The sequence below is a fragment of the Paraburkholderia solitsugae genome, assembly GCF_013177695.1.
GTDB lineage: Bacteria > Pseudomonadota > Gammaproteobacteria > Burkholderiales > Burkholderiaceae > Paraburkholderia > Paraburkholderia solitsugae.
Genome location: NZ_WOEY01000130.1, coordinates 125,804 through 150,876, shown reverse-complemented (window position 1 = coordinate 150,876; position 25,073 = coordinate 125,804). Strand labels below are relative to the sequence as shown.

Annotated in this window: 16 protein-coding genes and 2 pseudogenes; 9 read left to right on the top strand and 9 right to left on the bottom strand. The window is 57.3% G+C overall.

Annotated features, from left to right (window positions below):
- Positions 1-739 precede the first annotated feature (739 nt).
- Both glf and GNZ12_RS33420 read left to right on the top strand, forming a co-directional pair.
- A complete protein-coding gene (glf, locus tag GNZ12_RS33425; protein ID WP_172316273.1) occupies positions 740-1,846 on the top strand; it encodes a UDP-galactopyranose mutase in 1,107 nt (368 codons plus the stop codon).
- Entirely contained in the window at positions 1,843-2,856 is a 1,014-nt protein-coding gene (locus tag GNZ12_RS33420) for a glycosyltransferase (RefSeq protein ID WP_172316272.1), read from the top strand. The genes glf and GNZ12_RS33420 overlap by 4 nt, the downstream gene beginning before the upstream one ends.
- A gap of 111 nt (positions 2,857-2,967) precedes the next feature.
- Here GNZ12_RS33420 and GNZ12_RS33415 read toward each other — a convergent pair whose 3' ends face one another.
- From GNZ12_RS33415 to GNZ12_RS33405, 3 genes are all read right to left on the bottom strand, one after another.
- Positions 2,968-4,212: a flippase gene (locus tag GNZ12_RS33415; protein ID WP_235993958.1), complete on the bottom strand. Its 1,245-nt coding sequence runs from the start codon at positions 4,210-4,212 to the stop codon at positions 2,968-2,970.
- A gap of 194 nt (positions 4,213-4,406) precedes the next feature.
- Entirely contained in the window at positions 4,407-5,579 is a 1,173-nt protein-coding gene (locus GNZ12_RS33410; RefSeq protein WP_172316270.1) for a glycosyltransferase family 4 protein, read from the bottom strand.
- A gap of 136 nt (positions 5,580-5,715) precedes the next feature.
- Positions 5,716-6,954 carry a glycosyltransferase family 4 protein gene (locus GNZ12_RS33405; RefSeq protein ID WP_172316269.1) on the bottom strand — a complete coding sequence of 413 codons (1,239 nt, stop codon included), beginning with the start codon at positions 6,952-6,954 and terminating at the stop codon, positions 5,716-5,718.
- A 417-nt stretch (positions 6,955-7,371) separates the two neighbouring features.
- Between GNZ12_RS33405 and GNZ12_RS33400 the strand changes: the two genes are divergently transcribed.
- Entirely contained in the window at positions 7,372-9,030 is a 1,659-nt protein-coding gene (locus GNZ12_RS33400) for an endo-1,4-beta-xylanase (RefSeq protein WP_172316268.1), read from the top strand.
- A 42-nt stretch (positions 9,031-9,072) separates the two neighbouring features.
- Here GNZ12_RS33400 and GNZ12_RS33395 read toward each other — a convergent pair whose 3' ends face one another.
- Complete coding sequence (locus GNZ12_RS33395) at positions 9,073-10,659, bottom strand: ArnT family glycosyltransferase (protein WP_172316267.1); 1,587 nt, start codon at positions 10,657-10,659, stop codon at positions 9,073-9,075.
- Between the two features lie 510 nt (positions 10,660-11,169).
- Between GNZ12_RS33395 and GNZ12_RS33390 the strand changes: the two genes are divergently transcribed.
- The 5 genes and pseudogenes from GNZ12_RS33390 to GNZ12_RS33375 all read left to right on the top strand — a co-directional run bounded on the left by GNZ12_RS33390 (position 11,170) and on the right by GNZ12_RS33375 (position 15,410).
- Positions 11,170-12,348 carry a glycosyltransferase family 2 protein gene (locus GNZ12_RS33390; RefSeq protein ID WP_216673456.1) on the top strand — a complete coding sequence of 393 codons (1,179 nt, stop codon included), beginning with the start codon at positions 11,170-11,172 and terminating at the stop codon, positions 12,346-12,348.
- Between the two features lie 13 nt (positions 12,349-12,361).
- Positions 12,362-12,460: pseudogene (locus tag GNZ12_RS44675) on the top strand (NAD(P)-binding protein); the annotation flags it as partial.
- 18 nt (positions 12,461-12,478) lie between these two features.
- Positions 12,479-13,981, top strand: a complete 1,503-nt coding sequence (locus GNZ12_RS33385; protein ID WP_216673463.1) for a GMC oxidoreductase — start codon at positions 12,479-12,481, stop codon at positions 13,979-13,981.
- Positions 13,978-14,856 (top strand): NAD-dependent epimerase/dehydratase family protein, encoded by an 879-nt coding sequence (locus GNZ12_RS33380; RefSeq protein WP_172316265.1) that lies wholly within the window; start codon positions 13,978-13,980, stop codon positions 14,854-14,856. Before GNZ12_RS33385 ends, GNZ12_RS33380 begins: the two co-directional genes overlap by 4 nt.
- Before the next feature lie 95 nt (positions 14,857-14,951).
- Entirely contained in the window at positions 14,952-15,410 is a 459-nt protein-coding gene (locus GNZ12_RS33375; RefSeq protein WP_172316264.1) for a GtrA family protein, read from the top strand.
- A gap of 51 nt (positions 15,411-15,461) precedes the next feature.
- Here the strand turns inward: GNZ12_RS33375 and wbaP are convergent, their stop codons facing one another.
- From wbaP to GNZ12_RS33355, 4 genes and pseudogenes are all read right to left on the bottom strand, one after another.
- Positions 15,462-16,940 (bottom strand): undecaprenyl-phosphate galactose phosphotransferase WbaP, encoded by a 1,479-nt coding sequence (gene wbaP / locus GNZ12_RS33370; RefSeq protein WP_328806096.1) that lies wholly within the window; start codon positions 16,938-16,940, stop codon positions 15,462-15,464.
- A gap of 165 nt (positions 16,941-17,105) precedes the next feature.
- A pseudogene (locus GNZ12_RS33365) lies at positions 17,106-18,260 on the bottom strand (glycosyltransferase family 4 protein); the annotation flags it as partial.
- Between the two features lie 131 nt (positions 18,261-18,391).
- Positions 18,392-19,879, bottom strand: coding sequence for a lipopolysaccharide biosynthesis protein (locus tag GNZ12_RS33360; RefSeq protein WP_172316262.1), 1,488 nt, complete (start codon positions 19,877-19,879; stop codon positions 18,392-18,394).
- A 551-nt stretch (positions 19,880-20,430) separates the two neighbouring features.
- The gene (locus tag GNZ12_RS33355; protein WP_172316261.1) at positions 20,431-21,240 is read right to left on the bottom strand and encodes a Crp/Fnr family transcriptional regulator; all 810 of its coding nucleotides are present in this window, start codon (positions 21,238-21,240) and stop codon (positions 20,431-20,433) included.
- Positions 21,241-22,020: 780 nt separating this feature from the next.
- Between GNZ12_RS33355 and GNZ12_RS33350 the strand changes: the two genes are divergently transcribed.
- The gene (locus tag GNZ12_RS33350; RefSeq protein WP_235993961.1) at positions 22,021-23,481 is read left to right on the top strand and encodes a mannose-1-phosphate guanylyltransferase/mannose-6-phosphate isomerase; all 1,461 of its coding nucleotides are present in this window, start codon (positions 22,021-22,023) and stop codon (positions 23,479-23,481) included.
- Between the two features lie 5 nt (positions 23,482-23,486).
- Here GNZ12_RS33350 and GNZ12_RS33345 read toward each other — a convergent pair whose 3' ends face one another.
- A complete protein-coding gene (locus GNZ12_RS33345; RefSeq protein ID WP_172316292.1) occupies positions 23,487-24,920 on the bottom strand; it encodes a sigma-54 dependent transcriptional regulator in 1,434 nt (477 codons plus the stop codon).
- Positions 24,921-25,073 lie beyond the last annotated feature (153 nt).

The window sequence follows — 25,073 nt, the reverse complement described above, 5'->3', positions numbered from 1 at the left end:
ATAATTAATTCTATTAATTATTCATTCACAAAACGTGCGTTTTGTGTGCCAACCCTTCTACTGAGCTGGTTCCAGCGACGTTGATCGATACTCCATCCCGCATAAATTCCTATTTTCCATTGCCATTTATTCATACAAATAGGTGTATTCCCTTCTATTTTCAATTTGTCTGATTAATAGAGTGGCGAAGCGGAGACGCAAGAAAAGAAGCGGACCCCTATATCAATTAACATCTCCAATGCCTTCGTCTGACAAAAGCGTCATGGTGGCGAATATTAATATCAAATCCATGCGACTTCATTGAAGCCAACTACAAGTGTCCGTTCTGTGGTCTGAAGGTTGCGCGACACAAGGTGCTTCGTTCTCCATAAAAATATCCCCCTCCTCCCGCGAAAGTACGCGACCGCGATTAACGAGTACGAAACCCGATTGCGTCGTGCCCCGCGGGACCCCGCTGTGTGCGCAAACGTACCGAAGCCGAAATACCGAGAAGGCACCCTTCTTCTCGGCGGCGTTATCTGTCGGGCATAGTGCAAGACACCGTATTCCCGGTCGCCGTCCTGTTCGAGTTTGCTTTCGCAGCGTGGATGTGTTTTTCGAAGGTGGCGAGTGCAAGGCCATGCGCTTGTCCATGCAGCAGTGGTGCCGTTTGGCACCTGAGCCCTCCACGGCCGTTTATGTGCCGCTAATGACGTGAATGGCAATCACTGTTGCGCATTTTTCCAAAGGACTTCGAGAGATGAAATATGACGTCTTGATCGTGGGGGCTGGCTTCGCCGGCGCAGTGTGTGCTGAGCGCCTTGCCGCCGCTGGCAAGCAAGTGCTGATCATCGATAAACGGAATCACATTGGCGGAAATGCGTTCGATTGCCATGATAAAAATGGCGTGCTGATTCATCCCTACGGGCCGCACATCTTTCATACATCTGGCAAAAGAATCTTCGAGTATCTGTCGAATTTCACTGACTGGCGGCTCTACGAGCATCGTGTACTCGCTCACCTGGACGGAGAGTTTTATCCCATCCCCATCAACCGGACGACGATCAACAGGCTATACGGCCTTGATCTGAACGAGCAGGGCGTGACGGCGTACCTTGAATCCGTGAGAGAGCCCCGCGACTGCGTCGTCACGAGCGAAGACGTCGTGCTGAGCAGCGTAGGCAACGACCTGTGCGAGAAGTTCTTCCGAGGCTATACGCGAAAGCAATGGGGACTCGACCTCTCTGAACTATCGGCAGGCGTCGCTGCACGCATACCGACCCGCGCGAACGACGACGACCGCTACTTCACCGATGCGTTCCAGTTCATGCCCGCCCAAGGTTACACGTCGATGTTCGAGAGGATGCTTGAGCATCCAAATATCGAGGTGCGCCTGTCGGAGGATTTTCGTGCCATAAGGTCGGTCGTGGAACGACAACATACCGTCTATACGGGACCTATCGACGCGTATTTCGATTTTCGCTTCGGCAAACTCCCCTACCGCAGCCTGATGTTTCGGCATGAACATCTAAGCAACGTGGAACGCTTCCAGCAGACCGGGACGATCAACTATCCCAACGACCAGGACTACACACGGATCACGGAATTCAAGCATCTGACCGGCCAGCAGCATAGCGGCACGTCGATTGTGATGGAGTATCCGCGCGCCGAAGGTGAGCCGTACTATCCCATTCCTCGCCCCGAAAACGAGGCACTTTTCAAACGCTATAACGAACTCGCGGAAGCCACACCCGATGTGACGTTTGTCGGGAGGCTCGCGCAATATCGTTATTACAATATGGACCAGGTCGTCGGCGCCGCGCTGAAAGCCGCCGAGGAGCTAATCGCCGAGGAGCTGATCCAATGAACACGGTGCGCGTTGCAGCAATCGTTGTTTCGTACAACCGGCGCACCTTACTGCAGGAATGTGTCGAGGCGCTGCTTGCTCAAACGCGGCCCGTCGATGCAATTTACGTCGTCGACAACGGCAGCAACGACGGTTCGCGCGAGTATCTGGCTGCCGTTGAGGCGAAGCACGACAGGGTTTTCGTCGTTCTGTCGGAGAGCAACACGGGAGGAGCCGGAGGGTTCGCAACGGGCATCAGAACTGCATTTTCCAAAGGCTACGATTGGTACTGGCTCATGGACGACGACGCAGAGCCCATGCCCGATGCGCTCGAACAGCTGATGGTGTCCCAGGACGCCGCACGCACTGACGTTGTTGCACTATGCGGCGCGGTATTTGGCATCGATCGCCGTGTGCAGTTCTGGCATCAGGGAACCTTCGATGACCGGATGCGACTGATTGCGCCAAAGCCCGAATACCACGCGGCCGATTCCTTCAAGACCGACTATATGTCGTTCGTCGGAGCGTGCATCCGGCACGATGCGATTCAACGCGTAGGCTTCCCTGCGCACGAGTACTTTGTGTGGAACGACGATGTCGAGTACACCGCACGTCTGAGCCGCATCGGTGAGCTGCGTTGCGTCACCGCCTCCCACATGACGCACAAGGACGGCGAAAACCGCGATCTGGTGCAGCGCCCGCGCTCATTGCGCGCGTGGTTCGAAACCAGGCGCATGCCCGCGGCTACGCAGTGGAAGTACGCGTGCGGGCTGCGCAATTATGTCGATATGGTGTTTCGGCATCGCGGTCCCGCGCCGTTCTGGGCTGCGTCGATTTTTGCCAGAAGGCTGGTTCGAATTCTGGTTTTCGGTGACCGCCGTTTTAGCGTCATCATGCTCTATGTCCGCTACTTCGAACAGGCGGTTGGTCGAACACCGTTCGATACAGTCAGGCCGGCCGACTGGAAAAAGTCGCTCATGGCAAGTCCTGAGCCTGACAAGGCTGTTGCAGCGAAGAGTGCGTCAGATTAGCTCGAATGCCGCATCGTCGCGACACGCCGGTATCACGATAGCCATTCTCCGCGCGTCGACGTTCGGATGCGATAGCACACCTATGTCACGCCTTTCAATACACTCACGCGTTCAATATTCATCAGCCGACGCGGCTCGTGTCACGAAGACCGGGACTCTCTTCTGAATGAGATAAAACGCCATGCAACCGGTGACAAGCGTTTCGGTTGCCAGTATGGACATTGCTGCGCCTTGCGCGCCAAAGCGAATCGAAAGCGGCACCAACAGCGCCACGTTGAACACCCCGGATCCAAGCAGTATCTCGCTAAACTTCTTCTTCATGCCGAGCGGCAGCATCATCTGGAGCCCAAGAACATTACTCAGGGCTACCAGCCACGGCACGAACGCCATCCACCGTAGAACGTCGACCGCCGGCGCGTATTGAGGTCCCATACCGACGCGAACGATCCACGGCGCGAGCGCCCAGAGCATGACCGATACGGCGAGCATGATGGCGCTCAGCGCATAAAGTGCCTTGCGCACCAGTGCAAAGGCCTTGGTGGCATCTTCAGCAAACAGTGCATTGACGCGCGGATACAGCGCGTTGCTGAGCGGCGCTATCAGCGCCTGCACCACGTTCCGAATCTTGTCGGCGGCACCAAAGTAGCCTAGCGTGACGTTGCCCGCCAGAAATCCGAGCAGCACGCTGTTCGTTGTCGTGTACAGGCTGATAGCGGCGGTTGCGATGAATACGTGCCATCCTTCCTGAAACGCGCCGATGACATCACTGACGCTCGGAAGCTCAAACGAGATCAGTCTCAAGCGTGCGATCAGTGTCAGCGAGATGATCCCGGCGACGACGGTGCTCATTGAAGCGATGAGCGCCGCTCGCCACGTGTCATCGGGCGAGTGAACGAGAAGGTAGGTAGCGGGTATGACAAGCAGGCGTGCGCTCAATGTCGAAATGGTGACAAAGGACATCCGCTCCAAACCCTGGAAGAGCCACTGCGGAAATAGCACCGAGCCGATGACGAGCGGAAAGGTCGCAAACATGATGGGCCGAAGCTCAATCAGTTTCGGCACCAGCAAAACGCCCAGCATCAGAAGTGCAAGGCCGACACACGCTACAAGGATTTTGGCCGCCTGCGTTTTCCAGAAAATTCTCGACACAGCGTCGCGGTCGTTCTGCACCTTTGCAATCTCGCCCGTGGCCGACAAAATAAAGCCATAGTCGGTCAGCAAGACCAGATAGGCAATCACCGCCTGTGCAAAGACATAGGCGCCAAAGTGGTCGGGGCCCAGCACGCGGAACAGATACGGCAGCGTCGCAAGCGGCAGCACCATATTCGCCACTTGCAAGACTGACAGCGCAAACATGTTCCGCAATATTGGGTGGGCCATAGCAAGTCAGTCCGTGGTTCTTAACTGTCTGTTGAATCGGTAACCGTCGGCCCATACCGTTTCTAGTGCCCGATCGATTTCTTGTCGCTTAGACGTATTAAATAGTTTTCGATCAGTGTCACCTATAGAATCCGCGTGCAATGCGTGTGGCCAGCAAGACGTGTCTGGGTCTATGTCAAGCGCATGATGTGTGCCAGACGCTCCGCATAACACTGAGGCAAAAAATCGCTCACATCGTACCGTCTCTCCGGCGTCGCGAGGTGTGTGGCAAGCTCATCGAGCGCCGCTCGAATACTCTGCGGGTTATCACGATAAGTGATCTTGCTGCCGACGGTATTGCCAAAATCCAATCGATGAGCGCCTTCCCGGATCAGGGTGGGCAGCCCCAGCATGGCAGCCTCGACAATGACGAGCGGCGCGACTTCCATCCCCACGGACGGCAGGACGATGGCATCGGCAAAGCGTCGTAGTTCGGAGAATAGCCGGTCGTGCGGCAGGCTACCGAAGAAAATAAGTTTTCCCGACTCGACCAGCGGCGCATAGCGTCGCTCGATCGCGTCGCGGTCGGGACCGTCGCCAAACACACCGATGCGCTCAATACGCGCAAAATCGATCGAGTTCGCGAGCGCGATAAACTCCGCGAGACCCTTCTCGCGGGCGATGCGTCCGACAAATGCAAGATTGAAGCGCTCCCGATCGCGCACGCTCACCGGCTTGTTCGCCTCCGCCACTACCGAGGGGTTGTAAAGGACGACCGTGTTGTCGATCCCTCTCCGACGCAGGGCCTCCTGCATGAAGTCACTGGGACAAATTAACCGGTCGAAGATGCGCTCTGGCTTGTACACCGCCCGCACCGCATGCCAGTAGGCCTTCGAAAAAATGTCGTGGACTGCACCTTTGGTGCTGGCGCGCAACTTCAGGACATGCCCGGTTTGCAGCACATCCAGCGTCAAATGCTCGATATGGCCGTTCACAACGTAGTGCAGTGTCGGGTTGTAATACACAAGATGAAAATCGTGACACGTCATATACGTGGCGTAGCCCAACTCCCGCTTGTATCGGGCGATCACGCCGAGGACCGAGGCGGATAACGCATTGTGGTAGTTGTGGACAAGAATCCGATGCGGGCGATAGGTGATAAGGGTTTGCTTCAGTGCGCGTGCCGCCGCCACGTTCCACGATCTCGACAGCAACGACGAACTCCCGCGGAGTCGGCTGACGTCAAAACATTCCACTTCCACGCCGGACATTGCACGTAGAAGGTCAGCGGACTGCCGATAGACGACCTCCGCCCCACCCTTTTGCTCGAAATCGTTGATCACCAAGACTCTGTATTGCTGCATCCCTGTCTCTTGTCCAGCAAGCGCGGCGCGCTCAACACGGGAAGAGTACTTGGTGACATACGGAAGGCTATGTTCGGAATCGCACCGAGGCTCAAGGTGCAGTTTGGCGTCGTGGCTACCTGGCAAGCGCAGCAACTCAAAACCTCGATGCGACGGGCGGCGCGCGGACTGGACGAGCGGCCTCGCCCGCCCCGAGTTGACGCTCCAGAACATCCAGTAACTGACGTGCGGACCGCTCCCAGCGGAAGTGACGCGCATGCGCCCTGCCGCGCGCGCGCCAGGTGTCGCGCAGCGCAGCGTCGCCCATCAACTGCGCCACCTTGTCGGCGATGTCTTCGACGGAACGCGCGTCGCAATAGACCGCGGCATCGCCGCATATTTCCGGCAGCGAGGCTTCACGCGACACAACCACGGGACAGCCGCACAACATCGCCTCGAGCGGCGGCAGTCCAAAACCTTCATACAGCGAGGGAAACACAAAACAGGCCGCATTTTCATACAGCGCACGCAGCTCACCATCGGACACGAAACCGGCGGCGATGATGTTCTTCGAGAGGTCGTAGCCCGCCTTGGCTTTGGGATTGAAGATCCGCAAATCGCATCCGCCGACCACCACAAACTTCCAGTCGTGACGCTCGCTCAGTTGCTCGATTGCGGCAAGCACTCGGGCAAGATTCTTGCCGACTGACAGATTACCGACCGCGAGTACATAGCCGTCGTGCTGCAGATTCAGCCGTGACAAAATCGACTGATCCGCTGCGATTCTGTCAAAGTGGTCCACGCCATTCCAGACGACCGAAATACGCGACGCGTCGATACCGAGGCGCGCCATGATTCTTTTTTTCGAGAATTCCGACACCGTCACAATGTGGCTGGCGCTGTGCTTCAAAATCGAAAATGCGAACCGATACCATAACCTGAACTTCCAGGAATAGTTCTCCGGCAGATCGTAGACTGCCACGTCATGCATCATCACGACCTGACGACGTGCGAACAGTGGCCCCATATTGCAGAGGCTAAGCAGTGTTCGGCCGCCAGTCGCGAACGGGAGCGCGAATTGCTCCCACAGGGCGCCCTTCAACCGGCGTCCGACCGTCTTTGCTTTCGGTAGGTCGACCTCCTCGCGTGCGTCAACAGGAAGCAGCAGCGGGAGATCGGTGTCCTCGGGAAACAGTCGCTGAAACGCCATCGCCAGTTCATAGCCAACGCGTTGCACGCCAGTGATCCGCTGAGACGCAAATTTGCCGTTAATTGCAAACCCCGCGAACGGCACCTGCCGTTGGACACTTCGCATCGCGCCGGCGTCGGTTGCCGTTGCGGCCTGAACGGAACCGTCTTTCCGGTGAGCGTTGGATCGCTCCGTAACGTCGTCCATCAGATACCTCTCCAGATGATCCCGAGACAGCAACGCCATGCGCCCAGGTTTCGCTCACGCCGTCTGATACACATCGCTGTATTCGATTTGCCACACCATTCCAGCGCGCCAGACGGCACCGGCGTCGTAATCCGCCGACCAGCCGATAGCCAGTCAGAGGTTGCATTAAGCGATCTCGCAGGAAACTCGATCAGTACGGTTTCACACACAAGGCCCGGCGGAGAACGTAGGTGTGATCCGGCACCGGCGACAGCTTTGAAAGTTCGATTCCGCACTGATGAGTAGAACGGCGCGCCCTATCTTGGTCCGGTTTGTCGCCCGGAAAAAGCGGCGTCCCGCGCGGCCGCTCCGCATCGGCATCTCTGCTTGTCGAACCGACTGAGTTATTTCCATGAGCGATTCAACGAGGATGATCCTATGCTGACGATTCATCTCCGCCGAAGCCTGTTCGAACCACGCCAAGTCAGACGCGCAACGCTAACTGCATTACTGTTTCTGGCTTTCTCAAACGGCTCATACGCACAGTCGAAGCTGCAACTGGTCAATCTGCCAGGCTCGCAAATCACGCTGACAAACGGAAAGAAGATCCTCCGGTTCGATGTTTCAACGCCGGACGATCTGCACCAGGCAAAGGTAACGGTCAGCGTTTTCCCATATGACAGCGACGGCAAGTTGATGCCAGCTCCGCTCGCCTCGTACGAGAGAACCATCAGCAATATGCAGGGAGGCAAGGCGATCGAAGTCGGCGTCGCGACACCGCGTTCTGGTTTGTTCCGCGTCGACGCAATTTTGAAAGCGCCGGACGGAGAAACGCTCGACAAGACAGCGAGCACGCTGGCTGTCGTCACGAAGCGCGATGAAGTGGGGCCTTCCGACTTCGGTGTCGTCACCCACTTCGCTCAAGGCGGCACACCGCCCTCGGTGCTGTTGCCGCTCGTCAAGCAGGCCGGGTTCTCGTGGATCCGGGACGAACTCTATTGGGAGGCAATCGAGAAAAGACCAGGCGTCTTCAACTTTCCTGCGCGCTACGACGCATACCTTGCCGCATGTAAGCGTCTCGGGATCTCGCCGTTAGTCGTGCTTGACTATGGCAATGCGACCGCCTATCCAACGCTTTTTTCAAAGTCGAACTTTCCGCAGTCACCCGAGGCCCGGAAGCGTTTCTCGGACTACGTTGACGCTGTGGTCGCCCGCTACGGTGGGACAGTGAAGCATTGGGAGGTGTGGAATGAACCGGACTTCAGCAAGATCAGCTACGCCGCCTATTCTTCCCTATTGAAGGACACGTTCAGCGCCGTCAAACGTGTCAGCCCGGATGCGTCGGTCATTTCCTGCGGCGGCGGCGGCGCGGGTGGCGGCCCCGGCGGCGACTGCCTGGTTGCGATGATCAAGGAAGGAAGTCTGAACGACCAGGACGGCTTTAGCGTACACCCCTATATGCCACCCAATACACCAGAAAGGGGATACCAGGCGACGGGCGCCCCGATAGATTTCGTGAGCGTTCCGACGGTATGGCCCTACCTGAAAGAACTGACTGCACAGCATGTGAAATCAGACGGCCGGCCTCTCCAGGTTTGGGTGACGGAAATGGGCTGGCCCGTGAATCCTAAAGACCCTGGGCAAGGTGAGGCAACACAGGCGTCCAATCTGGTGCGCACCTATTTGCTCTCGCGGCGCTATGGCGCGGTTCGGGTGTTGTTCTGGTATGACTTTGTCGATGATGGCACCGACATCAACAACATCGAACATAATTTTGGCTTGCTGCGCCACGATCTGACACCCAAACCAGCGTTCGTCGCCGCTTCCGTGTTGAGCAGTACCGTCGGCACGCGTAACTGGGCAAAGGCACTAGTCGACGCGAATAACGTCAAGGCGTATCAGTACGGGACTGATGATCCGGTCATCGCCGGCTGGACCACCGACGGCAAGGAAGGTATGGCATCCATACACCTGCCAGCCGGAAAATACATTCAGCGCGACTGGCAAGGTGTCGATACGCCGTTAACGATTACCGCGCAAAGCTTCGACTGGCGAGTGGGCCCGATACCTCGCTATCTCATTCCGGACCGACAGTAGCTCGCGGTATCGCCGGCATGGTCGGACCCGAGGGCTGCTGATTCACTTATCGCCCTGATGAACCTGGAGCACAGTCGCGTCCGGTCCGGAGAACAGCAGACGGGTTGCGATCGAGTCAGCAAACAACCAGGGCAGAAATCCTTCACGGGTACCATGCTCCGGCGTAGTAAATAGATAGAAGTCCTTTTGGTGAGCCAAAAACTCACGTGCCGCTACGACCTTGTAACCCTTCCCCAAGGAAACCATCCTTGTTGCTGCATGCTCGTTGGTTGGATCAGGCGAAACATATCCTGCAGAGTTCTTGAGAAAATACAACCGATCTTTGGAAGGATTATCGTTGGCCCCCATGAGTTCGATGTAGTCTCGGCCATTTTCCACCACAATCGGCAACCCGGCAGGAACCTGCCTTAGACTGGCAATCACACTGGCAACATCATCTTGCGCGTGTCCACGACTTATCAGTATGAGAATCAGGACGGGCATTGTTATCAAGGCAACTGCCCGCTTGCATGTCAATTTATCCAATAGATAAGCCCCTGCCATACCAAAAAACAAGGTGCACGCAACGACGTACCGATAGCTGAATGAGTGCGTAATCAAAAGGGAGAAGGCGAAGATAACAAACGGCAGCAACAATAAGGCCCCAAGCAAGATCTCGAACTGCAGACGGTCCGCGGCTGATGTTGGCGTTACTCCGCCTTCCAGTGCGTTCAATTTGTCAGCCAGTAACGGCGAGACCTTGGCCACGGAAATGAGAATCGCTGACAGCGCTGCTATCGCGATAACAAGGGTTCCGCCGCTTCCCCCAAGCAACACTTTCCACAGTGCCTCAGAAAATGCGCCAACTGTTGGATGTGCATAGTAGGAGAGCGCTTTGTTATCGCCGGCGTTAAACGAAGCCAGATGCGCTGCCAGAGGATGGAGACCCGCTTCCACCGGGATGGTCAAAACCAAAGCAAGCCAAATTCTCCATCTAATGCTGCCACCAGTCAGAAAATATAAAACCTCGCACATTCCAATCGCAGCAATCGATAGGAATCCGTAAAAATGTGTACCTAACCCCATTGCAAAAACTGCCCATAACGCCAAGGCGCTTGCGCTCGGATATCGCGTGCGGCGAAATCCGTCCCAGATAAACAGTGCTGCTGACAGGTCCAGGGTCAGCAATCCATACTGCCGCGCTTGCACGGCGAATTCAAACAGCCCGGAGCCAAGAATCAACGCAAACGCCACCAGGGCCATAGCCGCGCTCAGGTATCGCCTAACCAACAGGTAGATCAGCCAGGCCGCCAGATAAACACTAAGGATGGATGGAACTCTATAGATCAATGGAGCGCTAAATACATCTGCGTAATACATCAAACCATGCAAAAGGTAGTGAAGCAGCGGGGGGGAAAAGTCCGTGCCAGCCCATATCGCTGCGTTAACGCCGACAAGTGTCGGTTGACCGGCGGCTGTCACTGCCAGCACTTCGTCCATCCAGAGGTGCTTGTAGTTCGATACCTCGATGGCCGAATGGAAATAGGCTATTGAAAGAGCCATCACGCAGGCGAAATAAAGCACACGCCACAGAGGTGTTTCGCCAGACCGAGCGATCGACTCCTCGCGCTGATGAGCGCCAATGCTCATGTTGTTCTCGTTTCCACTCACGGCACGTCCCTCCACGGTAGTGCACTTCGTTGGTGAGGCAACCCTAAAGCCGAAGCAGGCGAAAGGCCACGGCACGTTCACAGGATCAGGCAGGCCGCGCGAAGCGCATGGAAGTAGATTGCACTCCTGATGTTGCTACCGTGTCCGCAATGTGCGGAAACGTTTTTGAACTGACGGAAGCATCGATCGAGTCACTGTAACGATCGATGCTGCGCTCTAGTTTGTCAAGAGAAAGACAATTTCTCCCGGGCATGTGGAGCAACAAATGGTCAGTCTCCAGATTGCCTCTCAATCTCGTTAGGAAGTGGCCGGAGGCTCGGTGCGATATCGCACATACGTCGAGCCGCACGAGCCGAAAATCACGTTGCAGTGCAGTTGCGCGAGTGTCGCATTTTTGTGCGTGGCTTCCCGGCCTGTGCACTGCTGAAAGAAGCGCGAAGCCAAGCCCCCCGGAGGATTAATCCGTTTTCCGAATTGAGGTACCTTCTCATGACTAGCAGCGTCGAATTAAGCATTGTTATGCCATGTCTCAACGAAGCGGAAACCCTGGGGGCGTGCATCGCGAAAGCCAAGCGGTTCCTTGAGGGAAAAGATATTTCAGGCGAAGTCATCATTGGCGACAACGGCTCGACCGACGGCTCCCAGGATATCGCGAAACAGTTGGGCGCGCGGGTGGTCGATATTCCCGTCCGCGGTTACGGCGCCGCGCTCTATGGCGCAGTGATGGGCGCCAACGGCAAGTATTGCATCATGGGTGACTCCGACGACAGCTATGATTTCAGCCGACTCGAGCCCTTTGTTGCCGCGCTCAGGGAAGGTGCGGATCTGGTGATGGGCAATCGGTTCAAGGGCGGCATTGCGCCAGGGGCGATGCCCTGGAAGAACAAGTACATCGGCAATCCCGTACTTTCCGGAATCGGTCGCTTGTTATTTCGACCCAAGGTCGGCGATTTTCATTGCGGCATTCGCGGCTTTTCCAAGGCAGCTTTCGAGCGCATGGACTTGCGTACGAGAGGCATGGAGTTCGCGTCGGAAATGGTGATCAAGGCGACGCTGAAACACATGAACGTTGTTGAAGTCCCAACCACCCTCAGTCCTGACGGCCGGTCCCGTCCACCGCATTTGCGCCCCTATCGCGATGGCTGGCGTCACTTGCGGTTCATGCTGCTGTTTAGCCCTAACTGGCTGTTCCTGTACCCCGGCATGCTGCTGCTGGTTGCGGGTTTGCTATTGGGTGGTGCACTATTCCCGCATCCTGTCACCATTCACGGCGTCCGCTTTGGTATCGATACGTTGATTTATTGCGCCACCATGACCGAGGTGGGGTTTCAACTGCTGCTCTTCGCCGTGCTCTCCCGCATGTTTGCGGATCAGGAAGGGTTGTTTCCCAATTCCAGATGGACTGCGTGGTTGGGGCGCTGGCTTCAACTGGAGCGGGGGACGCTGATTGGAGGTACTTTGGTCGTGGCCGGCGTGGCCATGGTTTTTCGTGCGTTGTACATCTGGTCGGGCACGCACTTCGGCGCATTGGACGCAGACTCGTTCACGCGGCTTGTCGTGTGTTCTTCCTTACTCATTTCCACGGGAATGGAGTTCGTCTTCTCAAGCTGCCTGCTAAGCATTCTTCAGCTAAACGTGAAGGTGTCTGGCAGAGAAGGGGGCCACTAACGCTGGTACACAAATGCGACAAACATCGGCTATGTACTACGTCGTCGGGTCCGGTCCCGCGGGGGTCGCTTGCGCGCATGCGCTCGCCAGTGAGGGACATGAGGTCACGATACTGGACGCAGGTGTTACGTTGGAGCCTCAGCGCGAGACCTTGGCTCGTGCGGCCGGGGGCAAGCCCCTTGCCGAATGGACGGGCGAAGAAATCAAGGTGCTGAGGACGCTGGTTCCCAAGCATGGCGAGGTGCCGTTCAAGCTGGTCCACGGATCGGACTATCCTTATCAGCGCCCGGTTGCAGCTCCGGACATCCGTTACGGCAAGTTGAATATCCGGGCGTCTTATGCCAAAGGGGGCTTGAGCAATGCATGGGGCGCCGCCCTCTTTCCATACAGCGCCGAGGATATTTGCGATTGGCCAGTTGCATATGAAGAAATGGCAAACAGCTATGCGAGCGTATTGAGCATGCTGCCGGTGGCCGGGGAGGAGGATGATCTATCCATGCAGTTCCCCATGCCGGCGCAGTCGATGTCTCCGCTAAGAAAGAGCGCGCAGGTCCGTCAGCTGCTGGAGCGGTCATTCAACCATAGGGAGCGACTGCTGGCCGGTGGGATCCGGGTGGGCGGGTCTCGCCTGGCGGTGAATGCAAGCGATCGGATCGATGCTAAGGGCTGCAATTATTGCGGCTATTGCCTGCATGGTTGTCCACGCGACTCTGTGTATTCCAGTCGTCATACCCTGGAGCGGCTGTTGGGCACGGGTCGTGTGCACTACCGGCCCAATGTCCTCGTACGCTCCGTAAGGGAGACGGAAAGTGGCGTCATCATCGAGGTGGCGAACCAGGACGGCACCCGGGCCGAGTTGAGTGGAGGCCGCGTATTTATCGGCGCGGGAACCATCAATTCCACTGTCATACTGCTGCGTTCGCTGGGACTTTACGATCACCCGGTGCAGTTCAAGGATTCGCAGTATTTTCTATTCCCTATGCTGCAAGCGAAGGCTGCGCCTGACGTAGCGGACGAAAAGCTTCATACACTGACTCAGGCGTTCATTGAGATTGCCGACCTGGCGATAAGTCCTTACGCGCTTCACCTGCAGGTGTATAGCTACAACGACCATCTCGAACAGTTGCTGGACCATAAACTGGGCTTGCTGAAAACGGTTTTCCCGAAGAATCTGGTTCTCGGCCGGTTGCTGTTGGTTCAAGCGTACCTGCATTCGGCGCACTCGGGTGCCATCAACGGCGTCTTGCGCCGTACGAGCGATGGCGATTTTTTCGATCTCAGCCAATCGTTGAATCCGCAGACCGCAGCCAAGGTAAGCCAGGTAGTGGACAAACTGCGGGCTTACTCTCGCTGCTTCGGCGCTTTCCCCGTGGCACCCATGTTGCAGGTGACGGAGCCGGGCCGCGGGTTCCACACTGGCGGCAGCTTTCCGATGGCGGTCCATCCGAAGGCCGGCGAAACCGACGCCTTAGGACGGCCGTATGGGATGGCCTATACCCATGTGATCGACGCGACGGTGTTCCCGAGCATTCCCGCAACGACGATTACCTTGACCGTGATGGCTAACGCCCATCGCATTGGTAAGGCAGTGACCCGCCTTGCATCCGAAAATGCTTGTGCGCTACGTGTATGACATCCTCTTCTCCTCGATTTGCGGTAACCGGCGCCAGCGGCTATGTGGGCTCGATTCTCGTTCGTGCTTTAGAGTCGCGCGGAGAAGTAATCAGGATGGTTCGGCATCCTTCCGGAGAGCGGGATATGGAATGGTCGCTGGATTCCGATTCCGAAAGCGTGACGCGGGAACTGGCTCGGCGTAAGGTCACCCATCTGGTTCATGCTGCCTGGGACATGAAGGTGAATAGCGTAGACGATATACAGCGCACTTGCGTGCAGGGCTCTGCGAGGCTCTTCGAAGCCGCCCGCTCGGCCGGTGTCCAGCAGGTGGTCTTTATCTCGACGATCAGCGCATTTGCAGGTGCGCGTTCTGTATATGGGCAGGCAAAACTGGCGGTCGAAAGGATGGCCCTGCAGGCAGGCGGAGTGGTTTTGCGGCTTGGCCTGGTCTATGGGGGAAGCGGGGGCGGGGTTTTTGGCAGCCTCGAGCAAGTTGCCGACAAGGCGCGCATTGTTCCGATGATCGGTGACGGTAGCTCGCTGCAGTATCTGCTGCACGAAGAAACCTTGGCGGATGTGGTGCGCCGTGCGATTGCCGGAGAATTCGATAAAGCAAAGGGGCCCCTCACTATTGCTCAGCCTGATGGGATCGCTTTTCGTGCTCTATTGCGGCACATCGCCAGCATGCAAGGTCGGCGTCTCATACTGATTCCCGTGCCTTGGCGTGTCTTGTATATGGGGCTCAAGCTCGCTGAGACGGCTGGTTTAAAGTTGAACTTCCGTAGCGATAGCGTCATTAGCGTCGTCTTTCAGAATCCGTCACCGGACTTTACCGCTCTCAATTGCTTTGGCATTGCTCCCAGAAGTTTGAGTATCGCCGATCAGAGCAGATAGCCGGTCTGCTGTCGTGGATAACCACCCAGTGCGGCCGTGGAACTGATCCCGTGACCCAGCCGGGGCACAATCTCACACCAAGGTCGAAGATCCCAATGAGCACCGAAGCTAACAATTTGAACAAGACGATGAAGTCATTCTTTCGATTTGGTACGGTTTCGGGCTGCGGTTGGTTGCTCGACACATCACTGCTGTTTTTTTTCGCTCAGTGGCTGCATTTACCGGTATTCCAGGCCAATTTTCTAAGCTCGGTCATTGCGGCCATTGCAGTTTTTTCGGCTTCCCGATTGTTGGTGTTCCGCGCCAGGAGCGGACAGTATCTGGTACGGACAGGGCTATACACGCTCTACACGTGCGTTGTCATTTTGCTCGCCTCTTCAGCCATGCCGGTGGTGCTTCTGTTGCTGAAGGCGCTGGCCAACCAATACTCGCTCGCGTTGAGCGACGGTGGCGAGGTCCTATTGGCCAAGGCATTTATCACGCCGCCGCAATTGCTGGCAAATTTCTGTATGGCCCGCGTACTCAGCACGACCATCACTGCGTTGAAACTGTGATGCAGCGATACGCCTCGTCAATAGTCGGCGCCAGCATCGCCATCCCATCAATCAGTACGCGCCATCGCGCCGGACCACCACGCCAACCGTCTTCAACATAATCATGATGTCGTACCAGAGCGACCAGTTTTTCACATACCATGCGTCGAGGAATACGCGCCGCGCGTAATCCGTATCGTTACGGCCGCTTACCTGCCAGAGACCTGTCATGCCCGGTTTTGCCAATAAATAATAGGCAGCCTCCTCACCGTACCGGGCGATCTCCTTCTCGATGACCGGGCGCGGTCCCACAAGGCTCATGTCCCCGCGCAGCACGTTCCACAACTGCGGCAATTCGTCGAGGCTGGTTTTGCGCAGTAGCGCGCCAATTGACGTGATCCGGATATCGTCCTTCAGTTTGAAATCCTTCTCCCATTCGGCTCTTGCGACCGGATCGCGCTCAAGCAATTCATTCAGTACCTTGTCGGCATTCGGCACCATCGAGCGGAATTTGTAGCAGCTGAACTTTTTGCCGTTCTGTCCGATCCGGGTGTGCCCAAAAAACGCGGAGCTACCGTCCCTTGCCACCAGGGCCGCAATAATCGCGAAGATAGGCAGTAGCATGATTAACAGAAACCCGCCCACCACGACGTCGAAGATCCGCTTGAGCACTCTGGCCGAAAAACGCGCGAGGTTGTTTTGCACGCGCAACATCATCACTTCATGGCCGAAGAAGTACGAGATGTCGGTGCCGCACAACGGCACGCCACGCATCGATGCCATCACGGTGACGTCCCGAATGCCGTACTTCGTGAGTCCGCGAACCCACATGTCGCGCAAGGCCCGGTGATCGTGTTCGAGCGCTATCACGACCTGTACCCCTGGCAACGATCTGAACGTCGCGGGGGTCAAGCCCTGCAGAATGGGGGCGTCCGACACAAAGATCGATTCTTTGTCCGCGGCGGCCTGGGCGTCGGGCGCGACATAGGCGATCACGTCCACGCCCAGAAACGCCTGATTCGACAGTGCCCGCCTGGCTTCCAACGCGCTTTCGCCACAACCCACAATCAGCGTCGGGCGCTTCCACAGGTTTGCCCAATCGAGCGCGCGCTTGGTTAGCGACCGGAACGCGGGCACTAAGACAAGGGCGCCGCTCCACGTCAACGCCCACCATCCGCGCGAGAACGTTCCCTTGGTCAGCGCGGTAAGCGCCAGATGAACGACCGCGAGCACGATCAACATCCGGAAGATCTCCTGGAGTTCACGCCACATCGGCCGGCGGCACGTGTAGTGCCGCAGCCTCGCCCAGAACCACGCTGTTCCAACGCAGGCGAGCGCCATGTAGATCAGCATGGGCTGATGGGAGAAGATCGCCCACATATTCCTCGGCGCCGCGGTAGCAAATTTGCCCACGTGATTCGTCACTAACAGTGCTACCGTAAAACCAACAATATCCGCGGCTGCCAGCGCGACCTTGTTCGTCAGAGCCGGAAATGGATTGACGGCCAGTTCAGGCAGTGACGCGTACTCGATTCTGACGGTTGAGTTCACTTGGCATTTCCTCGTGTTGAGCAGCCGGCCGACTTTCCAAACCGATTAGGATCGAAGCGAAGACACGCCAAGTTCCGCCGGTTCGTCTTCGATCGCTATGGCGCGAACGGGTGGTCGAATTGACGCGCGGAACTTACGCCAGACCCGCAAATTCTGGTGTGATTCCATCGCTTTCAGGACGACTGCCAGGAACCCCCGACGAAAAGCCGCCTCGGAAAACCGCTCCGCATTGGCTCGACAACTCTCGGGCAAAAATTTATGTGCACCCGCTTCGAATCTGCGGACCGCAGCCTGCACTGATTCGACGGTCTGCTCTTCGAAGAACACGCCTGTCGGCTGCGGCTGTGTATCGTCGATCACCGTTTCACATGCCCCGCCCTTGCCGAACGCAATCACAGGTGTGCCACACGCCTGCGCCTCCACAATCGAAATACCGAAGTCTTCCTCTGCAGCGAATACAAATGCCCGCGCACGTTGCAGGTAGTCCTTGAGGACCGCGAAGGGCTGATGCCCCATGACAATGACGTTGGGTCCCGCTTTGGCACGGATCTTTGCCATATCCGGGCCGTCCCCAATCACGACCAGCGAACGCTCAGGCATGCCCGAAAAGGCCTCCACGACCAGGTCCACTCTTTTGTACGGCACCATTCTGGAGACCGTGACGTAGAACGATTCCTTATGCGTGTGTAACCCAAATGCCTCGGTGTCTACCGGGGGGTACACGACCGTCGCATCGCGGCGGTAGACACGATTGACACGGCGCGCAATGAAGTCGGAATTGACGACGAACGTATCGACGCCATTTGCCGTCCGCACGTCCCACGTGCGCAGATAGTGCAGCGCGACGCGGGCGAACATCGAACGAAAACCCTTCAACAGATTCGCTTCTGTCAGGTACTGATGCTGCAGATCCCACGCATAGCGGATGGGTGAATGGACATAGCTGATATGAAGTTGATCGGGTCCTACCAGTACGCCCTTCGCAACGGCATGCGAACTTGAAATGATCAGATCGTAAGCAGACAAGTCAAACTGCTCGACGGCTAGCGGAAAGAGCGGCAGATAGTTACGGTACCGTCGTTTGGCGAACGGTAGCTTCTGCACAAACGAAGTCTTCGCCCTTTTCCCCTTCAAAAAAGTACGATCCTCCATAAAGTCGATCAAGCTAAAGACATCAGCTTCGGGGAAGCATTCAATCATCTGTTCAACCACTCGTTCGGACCCGCCAAATGTCACTAACCATTCGTGAACAATTGCAACCCTCATCGCGATACCTCCATGATTGAACGGTTCAGCAACCGTGGCGCGGTCATGCCGCAGTGCGCCATTACTGCCGATCCTAGGCGGCACCCCGATACCCTTCGGTTCGAATTCGCACAGAAGGTCTTCCGGCTGGAGGTTGAATTTGCGACTTCGTCGACGATTCCCGTCGAAGAGAACAGGCAACGCCTTCAGTTGAAGACGAGACGCCCCGCGAGATTGCGCGCTTTACGTTGCGAGATCGGTGAGGCAGCGACCGCGGCCACCATCATTGACAGCCACATGAGGAGGAGGAAAACGAAAATCTGGACTCTCGATCCCTGGCGCAGGTTCGTGTAATGAAATGCGAAGCCGACTAATCCCGTCGCCGCGACGCGCGCCACCATCCCCCTGTACCACCTCACGTTGATGCCAGGCAGGAATGTACGGTGCACGATGCTAACCCAGACGAGCACCCGGAACAGACTCAATGCAAGCCATGCATACGCTACGCCAACGGCCCCATCGTTTCGCGAGCCGATGAAAACGGCCGGTACGAGGATGATCAGGAAGGCGACGTTACCCCTGATTTGCAGCGACAGATTTCCTTGAGCGTATTGCACAAGGAACGCCAACTCCGCAATAGCGGTACATGCGTTACCGACTGCATAGCACTGCAGGATGCGCCAGGCTTCCGGCGTCGAGGGCGCAGTCGCCGACCACAGCCTGAGCACGACATCAGGCGCTATCGCGAAGATCATTGCAACCGGAATGACCACGATCATCATGATCTCGCTCGCGAGAAGATAGCTCGATAGGATGTTCCGGCTGCCGCCCACACCGTCCGCGGCAAAGCGCGGAATGAACGCCTGCTGAATAGGATTGGCCAGCAGCAAGATACCGCTGGCGAGGAGCGTCGCCATGCTAAATACGCCAAATGCCTGCAGAGGCACGACCTTCGACAGAATGACCTTGTCGATCTGCGTCGTGGTCGCCCACACGAGCGCGGAGAACGCGATGGACAGCGACAATCTCGCCTGCGCCGTCAACGTAGCGCGTGAGAAGGTTCGCGTCAGCAGCGGCGCTTTAATCGCGCGGCCAAGCAGGAATCGCAAAGTCAAGCTTTCGCCGACAAGCGCGCCCAGTTGCCAAAGGAAAAATACATCGATTCGCGGCCATCTCGCGATGACGGGAACAACGAGCACAGCCCGGATGACGGCAAATCCCACGATCACGACATTGAGCGTGGCTTGCCTGTCGATGCCCACCATGCCCCCGCGATAGGCCGAAGAAAGCCAGCGCGATGAAGCGGTTAAAACCATCAGAACAAATGCGATTTCGATTTCGTGCGTAGGCAATCCGGCAGCGTGCAACCAGTCTTTTGCAAAGAACGGCGCCGTCAACACCGACAGCACGACGAGCAGCACGCACATCGCCGCCACGAATTTTTCGAGTGACTGCAGGAGGACACTTGCCTCTTTTCTCGATGCTTCATCTTGCGCGCGCGCAAGTTCGCGACACAATGTGGGCGAAAGTCCGAGATCCAATATCTGCACCCACGCTTGCAACACGGCATTGAGCGCGATCAGACCATAGGCCTCGACGCCAAGACATCGCACGTACGCCGGCACCATGACGATGCCGAGCGTAACGGTCGCAATCTGGCCAGCATAGTTGGCAAGCAGGCTGCGTTTAAGCATCGTCGTAGAGGCTGAAGGAATACATCGCCAGTGACTTTAGCCGCCACAAATCATGAGAAATGTGCGAATGCGAACACAGTCCCTTCCGGCTGTTCCGTTTAAGCATCATTGACAAAGTGGTTCGCACGCCGAATCGCAGCGCGCTGCTGGCCGCCTATCGATGAGACGTATTCGCCGAACAGAGGCGTACATCGGCAGTTCTTTGAAAAATAGCCGGTCTGCGCCGTATGTCAGACTATGAGTGTCAACCCATTATCCCGCGCACGACAGCGCGACTTTTCGTGGACGCCATGCACCTTTTGATCATCCTTGCCGTACTCGAAATGATTGCGGTAATTTTTGCCGTGTCGTTATGCGTGGCGGCACGGCGCACCGATGAACGGACGGAACGCGCACTATCGCCGGACGAAATCGAGGCCAGGCGGCAAGTTGGCGGCGCAAGCCGGCACCCGCACCCAGCCCCATTTCGCAAGCGCATGACGTGGCGCTGGCTAACGTCCGTGCTGCGAACGAGCAATCACGACAAACGCGGCAGCTGAGATCGGTCCGCCTCAACGTCCGCTACAGGCCGCCTGGAGTTCACGCTCCCTGTCTCTGCGGTACATGGGTTGCGGCGACATAACCGGTGTGCCGCCTTCTTTCTCCGCTGCACTTGCGAGAAGCAGTCGGCGGAATTCCCGTTTGACGATCCCATAGCACTCGCAGGCATGCCCTTCCAGACCTTCGCGGTCGAGCAAGGTAATGTGACCTCGACGCATGCTGATCAGTCCGGCGTCCTGGAGCTTGCCCGCCGCGTCCGTCACGCCCTCGCGACGCACGCCGAGCATGGTCGCGATCAATTGCTGAGTGACGACGAGTTCGTCCGACTTCAGTCGATCATGGGTAAGCAGGAGCCAGGTGCAGACCTGTTTGACGATGTGATGGTGCCTGTTGCACAGCGCATTCTGGGCGATCTGCGTGAGCAACGCCTGGATGTAAAGCAGCATCAGCTTATGGACGGGCCCATGCTGCTCGAACTCGCGCTTGAATACCTGAGCGTTCATGGAGTACGCATAGCCGCCACTGCGCACTTCCATGCGGTTGGGCATGGTCGCTCCGCCCATCAACACCGGCACGCCAATGACGCCTTCGTTACCGACAGCAGCCACCTCCGCCGTTGCGCCATCCGCCATCAGAAAGACCATCGACACAATAGCGGTAGTCGGGAAGTACACGTGTTTGACGGTTTCGCCTGAGTCCGAAAGTAATTCTCCAGCGCGTAATCGCTGAAGCTTGAGGTGAGGCGCCATCAATGCCATCTCAGGTTCTGGTACGACGGCGAGCAGGTGGTTCGAGAATTGATCGTTCGTAAAGTCGAGCATAGTCGTTTCCGGCTGGTCCTCGCACGCCAGAAGGCATGCAAAATGTGAGGGCAACGGTTTACCGCCCAAAAATTACTGCACTGCGATAGTCCTACTGAAGCACCCGGTCGAAATGCCCCAAGGCATTACTCCATCGGCAAACCCTCTTTAGCCAGAGATGTGCCATGCGTTTTAAATGCCTGTTTTTAATGGTATTTATTATGAGAAGCCGAGCTCGAACCCGATTCCGTCCGCGAACCGTCTCATATCTGAACGACTTTACGAGCTCAACGATTTTTTTGATGCGGCGCGGCAATTGCTGCGACGCGGTGCGGATCAGGGTAAACGCCCGCCCTGCGGGCTCCAGCGGAAAGGAAGCAGGCCCCACGCGCCCCGCGCGCGCACGCGAAGTCGCAGAGCCGAACACCCGTTTTCGAACGAAAAGTGTCTCAGTTCTGAAGCATCCTTTCTGAACCATCCTGTGCCCCCAAACCTCATGGCTCAAGGATTAGTTCGCTATCCTTCATTTTTATTTCTAGTCATACCAATCATCACTTTAAACGACACGCGGGTTAGCGCTACTCACCATGCTTCGCGTATTACGATCCTACCTCGCAAACCGTTAAGTTCGAATCCGCACAGAGCGGCCCCCGTCATCAACATATGGTGTCGTCGTTACCACTTCGTTGTCTGATTCAGGGGAGAAGCGCGTCGCCACGACGAAGGCTTGCCCATCTGAAACGGAGCCGCCAGATGACTACCGCCTTTGCGCCCCAATCGAAACTGCTGCAGTTCACGTCCATGACTGACGAGCGTCTATCGATCCAGCCGGTGATTCTGGCGGGCGGTGCCGGCACGAGACTGTGGCCCCTCTCCCGCGAGCAATATCCGAAGCAGCTTATCGAGTTGATTGGAGAAGAGTCACTGCTGGCCACGACCGCACGACGCCTTGATGGCCTCGAAGCGTGGTGGCCGGTCTCCAGCACCCTGCTCCTGGTCTGTGGCGAGAATCATGGCCACGTCAGTGCCGAACAGCTAAACGAGTGCGGCAAACCGTCTCGCATCCTCCTTGAACCGTCCTCGCACAACACCGCGCCTGCGCTGACCGCGGCGGCCCTCGAGGCAGTCGCCGGGGACAAGGACGCCGTGCTCGTGGTGATGCCTGCAGATCATGTTGTTCCCGACGCGCTCGCGTTCCAGGACGCCGTGTCGCGCGCCGCGCACTATGCCGCCGACGGCGCCGTCGTCGCCATCGGCGTGGTGCCGCGGCATGCGGAACCGGGCTACGGATACATTCGCGTAGGGGTGCCGTTGGGACACGATGGCGGCTTCGTGATCGACCGGTTCGTCGAGAAGCCGCACCGTGAGTTGGCGGAGCAGTACGTTCGGTCTGGCGAATATTGGTGGAACAGCGGGCTCTTCGTGGTTCGGGCTTCGGTCTGGCTATCGGTTATCCACGCGCTGCACCCGTCGATTTACGCCACTTGCGAGGCTGCGCATCGCAACCGCTCACGGGACGGCAAGTTCGTGCATCTCGCTGCGAAAGACTTCGACGATTGTCCGGACGAATCGATCGACTACGGTGTCATGGAGCGGCTTGGTGAATGTAAAGGCACCTGTGGCGTGGTTGTGCCGATGGATTCGTCATGGTCCGACGTCGGCTCCTGGGATGCCGTGTGGCAGATGATGCCGAAGGATCCGCGTGGGAACGTGGCGCGCGGCCGGGTCATCTTCGAAGACACCATCAACACCTTTGCGCACTCCCAAGGCCGTCTCATTGCGTGCGTGGGTTTGGAGGGCGTAATCGTCGTCGAGACAGTGGATGCGATTCTCGTCGCGGACAAGCAGAACGCTCAGCAGATCAACGCCGTCGTGTCACGGATTCGTGCTGAGCACGGTTCGGAAGTGGATCATCATCGCAAGGTGCATAGGCCGTGGGGCTTTTACGATTCGCTTGACTCGGGCGATCGCTTTCAGGTGAAGCGGATCGTGGTCAAGCCGGGCGAGAGCCTGTCCCTGCAGATGCATCATCACCGGGCAGAGCATTGGGTCGTCGTTCGCGGAACAGCGCAGGTGACGTGCGGCGAAAAGACCTTCCTGCTAAGTGAAAATCAGTCAACCTATATTCCGCTTGGCACGGTGCATCGCCTGAGCAACCCGGGAGAGACACCGCTTGAGATCATCGAGGTGCAGTCGGGTACGTATCTAGGCGAAGACGACATTGTCAGGTTCGAGGACAGCTATGGACGCCTGCCTTCCTGACGCGCTCAATCTTTGCCCACTTTTGCGTAGCGCTCCTTCCATGCGTCCTCTTCCTCGTCGCATGCGGCAGGGCCAGCCGGGCGCCGCGTGGCAGTGGCAATGCTGTCCTGATGCCCACGGTCACCGTGGTTCGCCATTAGCCGGTACAGCGTCGCGCGCGAGATGTCGAGTTCACGAGCCGCGGGGCGGGACCGGCCGCGATGACGGCGCAGGGCCGCTTCAATCGCCTTTCGTTCCGCGGCTTCGCGCACCTGGGTCAGCGTGTTGTCGCCTTCGCTCAGCATATAGTCCAGTTCCAGATCGGCCGGGCCAAGCACGCGCCCATCCGACATCACGATCGCGCGACGAACGCGGTTCACAAGCTCGCGAACATTGCCGGGCCAGCTATGCGCATGCATCGCTCTAATCGCTTCGCCGGAGAACCCGCGGATCTGATGCGCGGCGTCGGAGCGGTATTTTTCCAGCATGTGATACGCGAGTATCTCGATGTCCTCGCCACGCTCCCTGAGCGGCGGCTCTTCAATGCGCAGCACACACAGCCGGTGATAGAGATCTTCGCGAAACGTTTGCTCGGCGACGGCCTTTTCGAGCGAGACATTAGTGGCGGAAATGATCCGTACGTCCACATCGATGGACTCCGTGCTGCCGAGCCGCTGAATCTTCCTGTCCTGCAGAAAACGCAGCACGATGGACTGACTTTCCAATGGCAAATCACCGATCTCGTCGAGGAACAGCGTGCCGCCGTGCGCGGACTCGATGCGGCCAATTTTGCGTTGGAACGCACCCGTGAAGGCGCCACGTTCATACCCGAACAACTCGGACTGCACCAGATGATAAGGAAGCGCCCCGCAATTGATCGCGACCAGGGGGCCGTTGCGCCTTACCGAACGCTTATGGATCGCCACGGCCGTCAATTCCTTGCCCGTGCCCGACTCGCCGGAAATCAGCACGGGGGCGTCACTGTTCGCCACTTTGGTGATGGCGCGAAACAGATCTTGCATCGCCGGACAGGTACCCACTATTTCATCGTCACCCGTGAGCGCGTCTGTTTCCGCATTGAGTACCACCATGCCGTGCTCATGACCGATGGTGTCGACCATGCTGTCGAGCTCATAAGGAACGGTGACAAACCGTGAGAAATACCGGCGGATCACACCGCGCTGAACTTCGTTCGTTAGCTGAGGCGCGGCGAGGATGCCGACCCAGCCCACCCCACGCCTGGCGAAGCAAGACTGGAAACTGGCAAGTTCGCGCGACGAAAAGCCGCTCGCAAAGTCGAACACGCCTACGGTTGGACGGCGTGCGGCGAGATAGGCCCTCGCCTCGCGGACGGACCTCAGAGCCGCGACGTCCCAGCCGCGGTGTCCAAGCTTGTCGCACAGACTCCGCTCGGGGGAACGGGAAACATAAACTAGCGATCGATAAGATGGGTTGTCCAAATCGGAGCCTTTTCCTGTTGATGATCCTTCACCCAAGGTTGCCAGGTCTATCACCGCATTGAGTACGCGGATTGTTGAAATTGTCGTATGCGGATCGGTGAATAAAAACGACTTCCACGCAACAGCAATTCTTGTTGACTGGTCAGGTAAGTT

Coding starts and splice junctions, on each gene's coding strand:
- GNZ12_RS33410 (WP_172316270.1), bottom strand. CDS start 5,579: ATGCAGCAATACAGAGTCTTGGTGATCAACGATTTCGAGCAAAAGGGT.
- GNZ12_RS33390 (WP_216673456.1), top strand. CDS start 11,170: ATGACTAGCAGCGTCGAATTAAGCATTGTTATGCCATGTCTCAACGAA.
- GNZ12_RS33405 (WP_172316269.1), bottom strand. CDS start 6,954: ATGGACGACGTTACGGAGCGATCCAACGCTCACCGGAAAGACGGTTCC.
- GNZ12_RS33360 (WP_172316262.1), bottom strand. CDS start 19,879: ATGCTTAAACGCAGCCTGCTTGCCAACTATGCTGGCCAGATTGCGACC.
- GNZ12_RS33380 (WP_172316265.1), top strand. CDS start 13,978: ATGACATCCTCTTCTCCTCGATTTGCGGTAACCGGCGCCAGCGGCTAT.
- GNZ12_RS33420 (WP_172316272.1), top strand. CDS start 1,843: ATGAACACGGTGCGCGTTGCAGCAATCGTTGTTTCGTACAACCGGCGC.
- glf (WP_172316273.1), top strand. CDS start 740: ATGAAATATGACGTCTTGATCGTGGGGGCTGGCTTCGCCGGCGCAGTG.
- GNZ12_RS33400 (WP_172316268.1), top strand. CDS start 7,372: ATGCTGACGATTCATCTCCGCCGAAGCCTGTTCGAACCACGCCAAGTC.
- GNZ12_RS33395 (WP_172316267.1), bottom strand. CDS start 10,659: ATGAGCATTGGCGCTCATCAGCGCGAGGAGTCGATCGCTCGGTCTGGC.
- GNZ12_RS33355 (WP_172316261.1), bottom strand. CDS start 21,240: ATGCTCGACTTTACGAACGATCAATTCTCGAACCACCTGCTCGCCGTC.
- GNZ12_RS33350 (WP_235993961.1), top strand. CDS start 22,021: ATGACTGACGAGCGTCTATCGATCCAGCCGGTGATTCTGGCGGGCGGT.
- GNZ12_RS33415 (WP_235993958.1), bottom strand. CDS start 4,212: ATGTTTGCGCTGTCAGTCTTGCAAGTGGCGAATATGGTGCTGCCGCTT.
- GNZ12_RS33375 (WP_172316264.1), top strand. CDS start 14,952: ATGAGCACCGAAGCTAACAATTTGAACAAGACGATGAAGTCATTCTTT.